Genomic DNA, 12,390 nt, shown 5'->3' with positions numbered 1-12,390 from the left:
CCTGAACCCCGCCCAGTACCATTGGATAGGAAGCCACCCATGAAAATCTCCCGCGCCACCATTACCCTGATCGACCTTCCCTTGGTGGAACCCTTCGTGGTCGCCTACGCCTCTTACCCGTCGATGCCCAGCGTGGTCCTTGCCCTGGAGACCGACGACGGCCTGGTTGGGTACGGTGAAAGCGTGCCTGACGGACATATCACCGGCGAGACGCCGACCGGTGTGGTCGAAGCCCTCACAACGGAACTTCTGCCCGCTGTCATGGGCATGGATCCGAGGGATATCACCGCCATCCACCAGCGCTTGAATGCGGCCCTCAAGGGTTGTGGCGCGGCTAAAGCAGCGGTGGACATTGCCTGTTGGGACCTTGCCGGCAAGGCGGCGGAGCGTCCGATCCATGCCTTGCTCGGTGGACGGCGGCCCGAGCAGCCAACCATCGCACGGGTCATGAGCATCCTGGCCCCGGAAGTCCTCGCGGAGCAGGCGGTGCAAGCCAGGAAGGAGGGCTACCGCCACCTCAAGATGAAGCTCGGTGGTGCTGACGGGCTGGACATTGAGCGTGTACGAGCCGTCCGGGCAGCCATTGGGCTGGACCTTGGCATCCGGGTCGACGCCAACCAAGGCTGGGCGGACCCGGCCACGGCACGCACCATGATCCGGGCCTTGGAACCGTTCGATGTCGATTGGGTGGAACAACCGATCCTGGCCGATGACATCGACGGCTTCCGCTTGGTGCGCCAGGCCACCGGTATGAGGCTGATGGCTGATGAAGCCGTGGTGGATGCCCAGGATCTTGCCCACTTCGTCCGGGACCGCTCCGTGGACATGGTGAATCTCAAGCTCATGAAGAGCGGTGGCATCACGCCGTGTCGTCGTTTGGCAACGCAGGCGGAGCTCGGGGGACTCAAGGTTCAGATCGGTTCGATGCTGGAGACCAGCATCGCTTCTTCCGCGGGTTTCCATCTGGCGCTGAGCCATCCCAACATCGTTTCCACAGAGCTGTCGGGACCGTTGAGGTTCGCCAAGGAACCCGGAGACCTGAAGTACGTGATCCCGGATGTCCACATCACTGAGAAGCCGGGCCTTGGCGTGGACGTGGACCTTGACGTGCTTGCAGAACTCACGGTGAGCGAGCGTGAGGTTTCACGGTAACCATCGAGCGGACGACGGCGGGTGGCTGGGTTGTGGGGCTACGACCGGAGGTAGGCCAGGACTGCCAGGACGCGTCGGTGTCCCCGGTCCATGGTGGAGAGTTGGAGCTTCTGGAAAATGTTGCCGATGTGCTTGCTGACCGCGGTCTCCGTCACCACCAGGCGCGCCCCTATTGAGAGGTTGTCCAGGCCTTCGGCCATCAGGCCAAGGACTTCGCGTTCCCGCGGAGTGAGGGTGCTGATGGGGTCACTGGCTCCGCGGCGGCTCATGAGCTGGGAGATCACTTCCGGGTCCATGACCGTGGCGCCACCAGCCACCCGGCGGAGGGTGTCCGTGAACTCAGCCACCTTGCCCACCCGCTCCTTCAGCAGGTAACCAAGACCGGCAGCGCCCTCGGACAGCAGCTCGCCGGCATAGCGGTCCTCCACATAAGCGGAGAGGACCAGAACCGGGAACCCGGGCCGCCGCCGTCGGGCTTCACGGGCTGCCTGCAGCCCTTCATTAGTGAAGGTCGGTGGCATCCGCACGTCCAGGACGGCAGCATCGGCGTCGTCCAGGACGGCGAGGAAGTCATCGGCGTTATCGACCGCCGCGATGACATCGAAACCCTCGCTCTTGAGAAGGAGCGACAGTCCTTCCCGGAGGAGGGCGTCATCCTCTGCTATTACCACCCGCATGGCAGCTCCACTCTGACAGTTGTAGGTCCACCGGCCGGGCTATCGAACTCCACGACCCCTTCGAAAGCCGCCGTCCTGCGGCGAATCCCGGCAAGGCCGCCGCCGGGCCGTTCAAATGCTCCGCCGCGACCGTTGTCCTCGACTGAGATGAGCAGTTTATCGGTGGAGCCGGAGGAACCTTGCCCGCGGCTCACCGAGACGGTCACCTCAGTGGCAGCGCTGTACTTGTTCGCGTTCGTCAAAGCCTCGGCAACGATGAAGTAGCTGGCCGATTCCAGTGCTGCGGGTACCCGGTGCAGTTCGGTAAGCGTCAGCAGGCAAGGGATGGCCGACCTTCCCGTGAGGGCGGAGAGCGCTCCCTCAAGCCCGAGCTCGTCCAGGATCGGGGGGTGGATGTCGTGGACGGCCGTTCGGAGTCCGGCCAGTGCTTCAGTGGCTGCCTGCTGCGCCCTGCGCACGTGGGGCAGCGCATCTTCGGGGTTCTTTTCGAGGGTCCGCTCGGCCAACCCCAGCATCATGACCACGCCCACCAGGCGGTTCTGTGCGCCGTCGTGAAGATCGCGTTCGATTCTCCTGAGTTCCGCCGCATGAGCGTCCAGGGCGGCGGCGCGGCTGGCGGTCAGCGCGGTGACCCTTTCCACCAGTGACGACTTGGAAGGGAGGGCCAGGATGCGCGCCTGAATCCAGGTGAGACCCATGGCCGCCGCCGGGATCAGCCACCAGGAGACGGCGGCATACCCCACGCCCACCAACACCATCCAGGCCGCGCCCTCCCAGGACGTCACCGGGTAGAGGCTGGAGACAGGCTGATCCGGGGGCAGGAGGTACCAGTAGCTGGGGATGAGAAGCGAGTTCAGGGCCGAGAGGGGCAGTCCGATGCACAGCAGGGTAATGATCGGAACCAGGAGTCCATGGGCCACCAACCAGAGGGAATCGCGGCCCGTGGTGCGGGAAAAGACCAATCGGAGCCGCTCTTCGAAGGAGGGGTTCTTGGGGATTGGGATGTACTCGGCAGCCAACGGAACTCCCGAGTAGCGGGCGACCCGTAGGCGTGCCTTGGTTATCCACCACCGCAGGACGGCCACGGCCCGTGGCGCAATGAGCCACCCCCCGCTGAACAGAAGGAGCGGGGTAAGCACTGCACCCACCATGAACAGGCCCATGGAGATGATGCTGGCCAGCAGTTCAAGGGCCAGATACGCAAGGGCGCGCCACCATCGCCGGAGTCGTGTTGTGATCATCCATTCAGTCTGCCTGAGCAATGCCCATGCCGTCGGTATAGCCAGGTCCACCTTCGAGGGGGCGGCCAGCACCATCAGGAAGACGGTGGTCCGCACCATCGTGCGCTTTTCCGGCGATCCGTAGCGTCGAAGGTATGAACAGCGACGCGACATCCACAGCGATCCGGCCGGTGAAGACAGCCCCGGAAACCGGAACCATTCTTACCGGTCGGCGCCCGCCGGCACAGGGTATATCAAGCTCCAGGGACGCGAGCATAGACGTCATTCGGAGCCTTTGCCTGGTGGTTGTGGTTGCGCTCCATGCCTTGATGGTAGGTGTCAGCCTGGGACCGCATGGCCCTGTCCTGGAGAATGCGCTTGACGGCAACACCGTGTTTGCGGCCTTCACATGGTTTGTGCAAATCATGCCGCTCTTCTTCATAGCCGGGGGCTTCAGCTCGATCTCGCAATGGCGGGCAATGTCAGCCCGTGGCGCCACCGCTGCCGACTACGTCAGGGGCCGCCTGGTGCGGCTCCTTGTCCCGGCTGTGGTCCTTGTGGGGTTGGTCGGCGCAGGTCTGGTGCTGTTGACCCTGGGGGGCGTTCCCGCCGATATTGTGTCGACCGCCGGCTACCGGATCAGTCAGCCCCTGTGGTTCCTGGCCGTTTACCTCGGAAGCTCCGCACTGGTTCCTTTGCTTGCCCAGATTCATGATCGGGCAAAAGTCCGCACCATGGTGGGCCTCCTGCTGGCCATCGCCGCCGTCGACGGCCTGCGGATTCTGTCGGGGCAGGCTGCCTTCGGGTACGCCAACCTCCTCTTCGTGTGGCTCTTCATCCAGCAGCTTGGTTTCTGGCTTGCGGACGGTTCCATTCATCGCCTGACACCGACCGTGCGGAAGTGGACTGCCGGATGCTCGCTGGCGGTTTTGTTGGTGCTGACGTGGCTGGGCGTGTACTCGGGGGACATGCTGGCCAACCTCAACCCACCGACGGGAGCGTTGGTCCTCCTGGCGGTGGCGCAACTGATGATCTTCTCGATGTGCCAGGCGCCCATCCGGAGGTGGGCCGCGAATCCTTCCGTCATGGCCCTGGTCAGTGCGGTCGGTTCCCGGGCGATGACCGTCTACCTCTGGCATATGCCCGTCCTGGTGGGGTTGGCGGGCCTGCTCCTCATCTCGCCGTTGCCCCTGCCGGTTCCGGGCACGGCAGAGTGGTGGCTGAGCAGGCCCGCTTGGTTGGCAGCCGCACTGTGTGTCCTTGTCCCGACCGCCGGATTCTTCGGGCGCTTTGAACGCATCAACAAGACCGCCGGAGGGCCGCTGGCCACCAGCCGCCGGGCCACTGTCAGCACCCTGCTGGGAGTCTCGGGAGTCGTCGTCCTCCTCATCGAAGGAATCACCCCGGGTGCCGCAGCCATCAGCGTCCTGCTCTTCAGCACAGCACTCATCGGTCAGGCGAGCTTGGGAAGGCTCAGGCGTTACCACTAGCTGCACCCCGCCCCCGGTCCAAGAAACTCTCTGGAAAAGGAACATTATGAACAAGACCAAGGCCTCGGCCATTGCTGCAATATTGCTCACCGTGCCTCTTGTGGCCGGCTGCGCGCCAACAACTGTGCCGGCAGATTCGGGCGGGTCTCTCTCCCGGTTCCACGATCAACAACTTCAGTGGGCGGCCTGTGCTGACGAGGCGCTCGCGGCCTCGGGGACTGAGTGTGCCATGGTCACCGTTCCCCTTGATTATGCCGATCCGGGTGGGAAGACAATCTCCGTAGCCATCTCCCGTATTGTCTCCATGGATCCGGCCCAACGGCGCGGAATCCTGCAGACCAACCCCGGCGGACCCGGCGGGCGGGGGCTGGGCCTGCCCGCCATACTTCGATCCGGTATGACCGATGAGGTGGCCAAGGCCTACGACGTCATCGGCATGGACACCCGCGGGCTGGGGAAGAGCACACCCGTGGACTGCGTTTTCCCCCAGATGACCTGGATGCGGTCAGCCGGTGCCGATCGAAGTGGGTTCGACGAGAACGTCGCCCGGGCAAAGGAAGCGGCCGACCGCTGTTGGGAAAAGTACCCTGACGTCCTCCCACACATCAACACGCAGAACATCGCCCGGGACGTTGACGTGATCCGGACTGTTCTGGGCGAAGCGAAGACCTCGTTCCTGGGTTGGTCCTATGGCACGTACCTCGGCGCTGCGTACAGCCAGATGTTCCCGGACAGAATCGACCGCCTGGTCCTGGACAGCGCACCCGATCCCGCCAAGTACGGCATCACCATGTTCAAGGACATGGCCGCAGCCAACGAGAACGCGATTGACGATTTCTCAGAATGGGCCGCCGGCCGAAACACTGAATACTCCCTGGGCTCCACTGCCGGTGAAGTCCGTCAGGGAATCGAAAAACTCATCAGTGATGCAGCTGTACGGCCCATACAGGTGGGCAACTACACCTTGGACGATCATGTCCTGCCCTTCCTGATGTACGTCAATGGTGTCAGCGACCTTGAAGAGGACAACCAGACCTTCGCGCAGGTCCTTGTGCAACTGCGCGAGCTGGCCCAGGGCAAGAACGTAGAACTGCACCCCATGCTGGCAGGCTTGGTCCAAGCGTGGTTTGACACGGAGCTGGGCACCGGAGCCGACTATTCCGCCACCCTCGCCATCGTGTGCGGAGACTCCACTATGCCCACTGACCCGGAATGGTACTGGGACGAAATTCAACGGCAGCGGGTGGATCAGCCGATCTTTGCCCCCGTCCATCACACCATTACTCCGTGTTCCTTCTGGCGGGATGCTCCCCCCACCCCGCTGACCATCGACAACACCATTCCTGCCCTGCAGATCCAGGCAGTGGGCGACACCCGGACCACGTATGAAGAAGGGCTGGGTATGCATCGGGCCATGAAGGGCTCACGACTCCTGACGGTTCCGGGCCGAAATCACGCCCTCTTCCCGACGTATGGCAACGAATGCGCCAATGCCGCCGTGAACCAATACCTCCTCGACGGCAAGCTTCCAGTGAAGGACGTGGTCTGCGGCAAGTAGGACGCACCGGGCCTCCAGGCTCAGGTAGGCTTGCGGTCGTGATGACCGGATCGGGCTTCTGCCCTGCACGGATCGGCTACCCGGCCGACCTCTGACGCGCTCGCGGGCTCCGCCTTGTGGATCGATGACCCAGCAACCCATCGAAACGAACCCACATCCAAGGAGTTATCCATGCCAGCGCTTTTCAACCACACCATCATCGTGTCCCTCGACCGCACGGTTTCCGCCGAGTTCTACCGATCAATCCTTGAAGCCGGCCAAGCTCCCAGCTGGGGGCCGTTCACCAACCTCTCCCTGGCCGGCGGGGTGATGCTGCAGTTCGCTGAGCCACCGGTTGAGATCCAGATGCAGCACTACGCATTCCTGGTGGACGACGCGCACTTTGACCGCGCCTATCAGCGTTTGGTGAGTGCCGGCGTCGAACATTGGGCGGATCCGCAGATGACCCGGCCCGGCGAGACGAACACCGAGCATGGTGGCCGAGGGGTCTATTTCAAAGACCCCTCGGGCCACGCGCTTGAACTCATCACACGGCCGTACTTCTAAAACAACAACGGGGTGAAAAAAACTTTTTCAATCCGCACCCATCCATCCCTGCCGGTCCTCCGAATAGCTGGTGAGGCACAAACCGCCGGTGACGCGAAAGCAACACCGGGCAGCCCGTGCCCCGTACCCCATGGACCCAACGCCCTGGTTCCAAAAATAAGGAGAATGACATGTTGTCCACAAAGCGCCCCGCCCTCGCCTTCGTTGGCCTCACTGCAGCCGCCCTTCTCGGACTCACGGCCTGTGGTGGTTCAAGCACCTCCAGTACCCCTGCTTCCTCGTCAGCAGCACCGGAAACTTCCATGGCGGCACCGTCGCCGTCGGCTTCCGCCATGAGCAGCGCCGCCATGGATCCGGCCGCTAACCTTGTAGGCCCCGGCTGCGCCGGTTACGCCGCACAGGTTCCGGACGGTGCCGGTTCGGTCACGGGCATGGCCCAGGACCCGGTAGCCGTAGCTGCTTCCAACAACCCGTTGCTCAAGACCCTGACCGCCGCTGTTTCAGGTCAGCTGAACCCCAAGGTGGACCTCGTTTCCACCTTGAACGGCAGCGAATTCACGGTGTTCGCACCGGTTGATGATGCCTTCGCCAAGATCGACCCGGCGACGATCGAAACGCTCAAGACGGACGATGCCCTGCTGAGCAAGATCCTCACCTACCACGTAGTCCCCGGCCAGCTGACCCCGGACCAGATCGTCGGCACCCACAAGACTGTCCAGGGTGGCGAAGTGACGGTTGCCGGCACCAAGGATGCCCTCACGGTTGACGGAGCTTCCAACGTGATCTGCGGCGGCGTGAAGACCGCCAACGCCACGGTGTACCTGATCGATTCAGTGCTGATGCCCAAATAGGCCATAGGCCATAGCAGTACAAACAACGAAGCAGGCGCCGGGATCCGGCGCCTGCTTTGATGTGTAATGGGCTAGCGGTTCAAGTCACTGTCCACATAGGAACCGGGCCGATCATGGGCGGAGCCGCACGGGCAGCCGTCCACCTCAATCCGGACTGTCAGGGGCTTGGATGAGTCCAGGGTGAGGGTTACGTCCTCGCTGGCTTGGTTGCTGAGACGGAGTGTGCCAGGGGCAGAGGTTTTGGGCATGGCGGACCTTCCTGATGTGTGAATGGGTGTCAGCTGCGAGTCGTGCTACTTGTCGCGGGACTCCGGGGTGGGATTCCCGACCACGGGAATGCTCCCGGTAGCTGTTCCTCCGGGACAGTCGGAGTCCGGGCATTTCTCGGCGCAGTCGTGCCTGGTGACGAGGTCGAATTGAACACCGCGATGCTGTTCCACTCCGGTGCGGATTGCCCGCTCCACAACGGATGTGGCCAGGCGGCGCCGCAGTGACAGGGGATCGCGGCGCAAGTCCTTGACGAGGGCGAAACAGAGCAACAACATGACCACGATGAACGGCAGCGCCGCTACGATGGTGACCCGTTGCAGCCCTGACAGGGCTTCGGATGGTTCGTCACCGCCGGCGAGCAGCATGACGGCGGCCACGGCGCCGGTGAGGCTTCCCCAGAAGATCACCACTCCACGGCGCGGGTGTTCGGCGCCATTGGAGCTGAGGGATCCCATCACGATGGACGCCGCATCGGCGCCGGTCACAAAGAAGATCGCCACCAGGACCATGGCCAGAACGATGACGGCTCCAGTGAGCCATCCCGGCATGCCCAGGTTCTTGACCAGGTCGAACAGTGCACCATCGAAGTTGATGGAGGGGGTGCCGTTGACCATGGTCACAAGCCCTGGAGTGCCGGCCTTGTCGGCTTCCTGCTGGACATGGAATGCGGCCCCGCCGAAGATTCCGAACCAGATGACGCTGACGATGCTGGGCACCAGCAGTACGCCGGTGACGAACTGGCGGATGGTTCGTCCGCGGCTGATCCGGGCAATGAACATCCCTACGAAGGGCGTCCAGGAAATCCACCAGGCCCAGTAGAAGATGGTCCAGCTGGTCATCCAACTGCGCAGTGCGTCGTCTCCCACCGCTTCTGTCCGGGACGACATCTCGGCCAGGTCCCGGGCGTAGTCACCCACGGCAGAGGGGATCAGGTTGAGGATGAACAGGGTGGGCCCGGCCACGAAGACGATGAGGGCCAGAACCACGGCCAGGACCATGTTGATGTTGGAGAGCCACTGGATGCCGCGGCTGATGCCCGACACGGCCGAGGCCACGAAGCAGAAGGTCAGGATCGCGACGATCACCACGAGCACCGGAGTGCCCACTTCACCCAGCCAGCCGTTGGAGGTCATGCCGCTGCCGATCTGGAGAGCGCCCAGGCCCAGGGAAGCGGCTGTACCGAACAGCGTGGCGAAGATGGCAAGGATGTTGATGAACTTCCCCAGCGGGCCTTCAACCATTCGAATGCCGAACAGCGACGTGAAGGCCGCAGAGACCAGCTGCTTACGGCCCAGGCGGTAGGTGCCATAGGCCATGGCGATGCCGACTACGGCGTACATGGCCCAGGGATGCAGGGTCCAGTGGAAGATCGATGTGGCCATGGCCGTCTGGATGGCTGCCGGTGTGCGGCCATCCACTGTGCCCGGCGGCGGTGAGATGTAGTGGTACAACGGTTCGGCAACACCATAGAACATGAGGCCGATGCCCATGCCCGCGGCGAACATCATGGCTACCCAGGAGATGGTACGGAACTCGGGCTTCTCGCCGTCCTTGCCCAATGGGATGTTGCCAAACTTGCCGAGGGCAAGCCACAGGACGAAGACCACGAACAATGAGGCGAGGACCATGAACAGCCAGCCGGTGTACTCCATGACCCAGTTCAGGGCGCCCTTGGAGGTTTCAGAAAGACTGTCCCTTCCGACGAAGCCCCAGACCACGAAGGCGACGGCGATGGCGCCCGTGATCCCGAAGGTGACTTTGTCGAGGGTAAGTTTGCGGTTCCGGCGGGCCGAAACGGCCTGCTCGGTCTTGGCGTGGCGCAACTCTTCGATGATCTGTTCGTATTCTTCAGCATCGGGAAGGGTCTCGGCGCCGCCGTCCTCAGCGTCGAGGACTGCCGGGTTGGTTTCATCGGGGGAGACGCTGATGCTTTCGTCAGGGCGCTCCGCGTGGGCGTTGTGGGGTGCTGCTGGAGTTGCTGCCGGGTGGTCGTCGGCAGGTAACTCCTCAGGGGTTGTGGGTTTTGTGTCGCTGTTTATAGCCATGAGCGGGTCCTTTGCTCGGCGTGTCATGGGCTGGCGTTTACATATGGGCCGGGGCGTGATTCCTGGCGGGCCGGGGTTGAACACTGGGCTCGTCGAGCTTGAGGAGCGTTCCGCAGGAATCAACAACATCCGCACTAAGCAACAGAGTGCGCTCCGTCACACCCAAAGTCAAGACTTGTATCCACATTAAGGGCCAATTGATATATCAGTTGCCCTCGACCGAATATGTTGCGTATCATGGGCCACGTTGCGTAGAGCGCGCTCAGTGGCGCTTGTAGCCCATCCTCAGCGGTGCCTGTAGCCCATCCGTCCGCTGATGGTCAGCCCAGCCTCGCGGAGCCCGTCGATCAGCCCTGGCTGGTCTTCAGGGGCAAAGCGGAACGCCGGCCCGGAGATGCTTACCGCGGCGATGACGCTCCCCGCATGGTTGAAAATGGGGACGGCGACGGCGGTGAGGCCTATTTCAAACTCTTCGTGGACCGTGGCGTATCCGTTGCGCGCCACGTCCAGTAACTGCTTTTCCAGCTCGCCGCGGTTTGTCACCGTCCGGGGCGTTCGCGCGGGCAAGCCCACTGCCTTGAATACCTGGCTTCTTTCGTCGGCGGTGAGGGCAGCAAGAAGGACCTTGCCGCTGGACGTGGCGTGCAGCGGGGTCAGGCTGCCCACCCAGTCGTAAGTGGCCAGTGTTGAGGGGCCCATGGCCTGGTCCACGTTAACGGCGTAGTTTGACCGCAACACGGCCAGGTTGACGGTCTCCTTGTATTCGGCGGCCAGCGCCTCCAGGACCTCTCTTGCCTCGTGCACAACGCTCAGCCTGCCGGGGATGGAAGATGCCAGGCGAAGGATCCCGAAGCCCAGTTGGTACTTGCCGCGTTCACTGTTCTGCCGGACCAGTTCACGGTTGACCAAGGAGCCAACCAGCCGGGACACGGTGGATTTGTGGACGCCCATCTCCTCGGCGATTTCGCTCACGCCGGCGTCGCCTTCCCGGGCCAGGATCTCCAGGATTTGGAGGGCGCGATCCACTGACTGGACGCCTCCGCCCTGGGCGTCTGCGTCCTTGTCAATGTCCGGATTGTTGCGTGCGGCCATGGTGCCTCGTGTCCGTTGTCCAGGCAGGCGGCCCGGGCTGGTAGCCCTGCCTGGCCTGCACCTTCGTCTTTCCACATCCTAGACGGAGTTTTGGACGGACCCTTTCACACCATGACGGTCCATGGCAGTGGCATCACGGGGACAGTCGCGCCGGCTGCTACACCCTCAGGGGGAACCGCCATGTATCCGTCTGCCCCGGCAAGCCCGCGCATCATTCCCGGACCGGTGTGGGCGGCTGGGAAGGCGAGTTCGTGGACGAACGTGCAGGGCATGAGGCGTGTCCGTCCGGGGTCCGGAGCTACGTCTGCCCCGGACATCATGAGGCCGGGTCTACGGAACGGCCGGTTTCCCACAGCGGCCAGGAGTGGTTCGCCGAGGGTCATGAGCGCCATCATGGCGGCCAAGGGATTTCCCGGGAGCCCGATGATGAATCGGCCATCGGGAAGTTCCGCCAACACAGCAGGGTGGCCGGGGCGCATGGCGATACCGTCCAGGAGGAGCCGCCCACCGAGGGCGTCCACCGCCGCACGGAAATGGTCTGTTCCGGATTTACCGGTTCCGCCGGTGGTCACGGTGACGTCGGGACGTCGGCCCTCGCCGCCGCCGGCCAGTGCCTTCAACCACGCGGCGTAAGAATCGCCAATCCTGTGGTGGCCACCGGGCTCCCCGCCCAGTTGCGAAATAACGGCATCCAACTGCGGGCCGAACACGTCGCGGACCTGTCCCGGTTCCGGCTCACCTGAGGTCACCACCTCCGATCCCGTAAGGACGACGGCGACAACGGGCTTGCGCTGCACCTGCAGTTCGTCGCGGGCCGCCACGGCAGCGAGGGCTATGTGGGCAGGATTGAGGACCGTTCCGGCCCGGATGAGGACATCGCCGGCGGTTGCTTCTTCTCCGGTGGGACGGATGTGCTTTCCGGGTACCGTTTCGCTGGGCTTCGCATCAGGTCTCAGTGCCAACTGGCGGGCTCGCCCTGTTGCTTCGCGGACCAGCCCGCTTTCCTTGCGCAGGACTGCCACGGCGCCTGGAGGAATCCATCCGCCCGTGGCGATGACGCTTGCTTCGCCCGGTGCCAGCGGCAGCCCCGCCGTCGTGATGGTCCACGGGCCGCTGCCGTTGATGGCCCAGCCGTCCATGGCGGACGACGCATAGTGCGGGAGATCCCGGGACGCGAGGACGTCAACTGTCAGCGTGCGTCCCACCGCGTCGGCGAGGGAAACGTTCAGCGGCGGCAGCGGACCGGCGCAGTCGTAGGCCAACCGCCGGGCCTCGGCCCAGGTTGGGGCGTGCCTTCGCTTGTCCGGGACCGGGACCGGGACCGGGACCGGGACCGGGACCGGGGGATTGGGTGCAGTGGCGACGAGTTCTGGTGCAAGCATGGAGGTCCGCTTCCTGAGGTGGCGCTTCTGGCATTGCGAAGATACCGGGGACTGCACGGCCTTCCCGTAATTCTTGCCGCGCAGTCCCCGGTATCTGTTGTTGCGTG

At 63.6% G+C, this 12,390-nt stretch carries 12 protein-coding genes; 6 read left to right on the top strand and 6 right to left on the bottom strand.

The genetic code is table 11. From position 1 onward, the window contains the following. The first annotated feature begins 39 nt into the window (after positions 1-39). Positions 40-1,152: a mandelate racemase/muconate lactonizing enzyme family protein gene (locus tag ACR30Z_RS09385; protein WP_434372266.1), complete on the top strand. Its 1,113-nt coding sequence runs from the start codon at positions 40-42 to the stop codon at positions 1,150-1,152. Between the two features lie 38 nt (positions 1,153-1,190). On the opposite strand, the gene ACR30Z_RS09380 is transcribed toward ACR30Z_RS09385, so the two are convergent. Both ACR30Z_RS09380 and ACR30Z_RS09375 read right to left on the bottom strand, forming a co-directional pair. Next, a complete protein-coding gene (locus ACR30Z_RS09380) occupies positions 1,191-1,829 on the bottom strand; it encodes a response regulator transcription factor (protein WP_144651886.1) in 639 nt (212 codons plus the stop codon). After that, positions 1,817-3,070, bottom strand: coding sequence for a sensor histidine kinase (locus tag ACR30Z_RS09375; RefSeq protein WP_434372265.1), 1,254 nt, complete (start codon positions 3,068-3,070; stop codon positions 1,817-1,819). Before ACR30Z_RS09375 ends, ACR30Z_RS09380 begins: the two co-directional genes overlap by 13 nt. On the opposite strand from ACR30Z_RS09375, the gene ACR30Z_RS09370 reads away from it, so the two are divergent. From ACR30Z_RS09370 to ACR30Z_RS09350, 5 genes are all read left to right on the top strand, one after another. Beyond that, positions 3,063-3,194: a hypothetical protein gene (locus ACR30Z_RS09370; RefSeq protein ID WP_280115986.1), complete on the top strand. Its 132-nt coding sequence runs from the start codon at positions 3,063-3,065 to the stop codon at positions 3,192-3,194. The two genes, ACR30Z_RS09375 and ACR30Z_RS09370, sit on opposite strands and share 8 nt — an antisense overlap. Before the next feature lie 10 nt (positions 3,195-3,204). Further along, the gene (locus tag ACR30Z_RS09365) at positions 3,205-4,539 is read left to right on the top strand and encodes an acyltransferase family protein (protein WP_434372264.1); all 1,335 of its coding nucleotides are present in this window, start codon (positions 3,205-3,207) and stop codon (positions 4,537-4,539) included. A 46-nt stretch (positions 4,540-4,585) separates the two neighbouring features. Further along, positions 4,586-6,097, top strand: a complete 1,512-nt coding sequence (locus tag ACR30Z_RS09360; RefSeq protein WP_434372263.1) for an alpha/beta fold hydrolase — start codon at positions 4,586-4,588, stop codon at positions 6,095-6,097. 171 nt (positions 6,098-6,268) lie between these two features. Next, positions 6,269-6,643, top strand: a complete 375-nt coding sequence (locus ACR30Z_RS09355) for a VOC family protein (RefSeq protein WP_434372261.1) — start codon at positions 6,269-6,271, stop codon at positions 6,641-6,643. Positions 6,644-6,813: 170 nt separating this feature from the next. After that, on the top strand, positions 6,814-7,494 hold the full coding sequence (locus ACR30Z_RS09350; protein WP_144651876.1) for a fasciclin domain-containing protein: 681 nt from the start codon (positions 6,814-6,816) through the stop codon (positions 7,492-7,494). A 71-nt stretch (positions 7,495-7,565) separates the two neighbouring features. Here ACR30Z_RS09350 and ACR30Z_RS09345 read toward each other — a convergent pair whose 3' ends face one another. The 4 genes from ACR30Z_RS09345 to ACR30Z_RS09330 all read right to left on the bottom strand — a co-directional run bounded on the left by ACR30Z_RS09345 (position 7,566) and on the right by ACR30Z_RS09330 (position 12,283). Then, a complete protein-coding gene (locus ACR30Z_RS09345; protein WP_167510501.1) occupies positions 7,566-7,742 on the bottom strand; it encodes a hypothetical protein in 177 nt (58 codons plus the stop codon). A 45-nt stretch (positions 7,743-7,787) separates the two neighbouring features. Then, positions 7,788-9,809: a BCCT family transporter gene (locus ACR30Z_RS09340; protein WP_434372260.1), complete on the bottom strand. Its 2,022-nt coding sequence runs from the start codon at positions 9,807-9,809 to the stop codon at positions 7,788-7,790. A gap of 285 nt (positions 9,810-10,094) precedes the next feature. After that, a complete protein-coding gene (locus tag ACR30Z_RS09335) occupies positions 10,095-10,901 on the bottom strand; it encodes an IclR family transcriptional regulator (RefSeq protein WP_434372259.1) in 807 nt (268 codons plus the stop codon). 104 nt (positions 10,902-11,005) lie between these two features. Beyond that, positions 11,006-12,283, bottom strand: coding sequence for a molybdopterin molybdotransferase MoeA (locus ACR30Z_RS09330; protein ID WP_434372257.1), 1,278 nt, complete (start codon positions 12,281-12,283; stop codon positions 11,006-11,008). Between the last annotated feature and the right edge of the window lie 107 nt (positions 12,284-12,390).

The organism is Paenarthrobacter sp. FR1 (genome assembly GCF_051106045.1).
Taxonomy (GTDB): Bacteria; Actinomycetota; Actinomycetes; order Actinomycetales; family Micrococcaceae; genus Arthrobacter; species Arthrobacter nitroguajacolicus_A.
The sequence above is the reverse complement of the archived record's forward strand: the minus strand, read 5'-3'. Positions and strand labels throughout refer to the sequence as shown.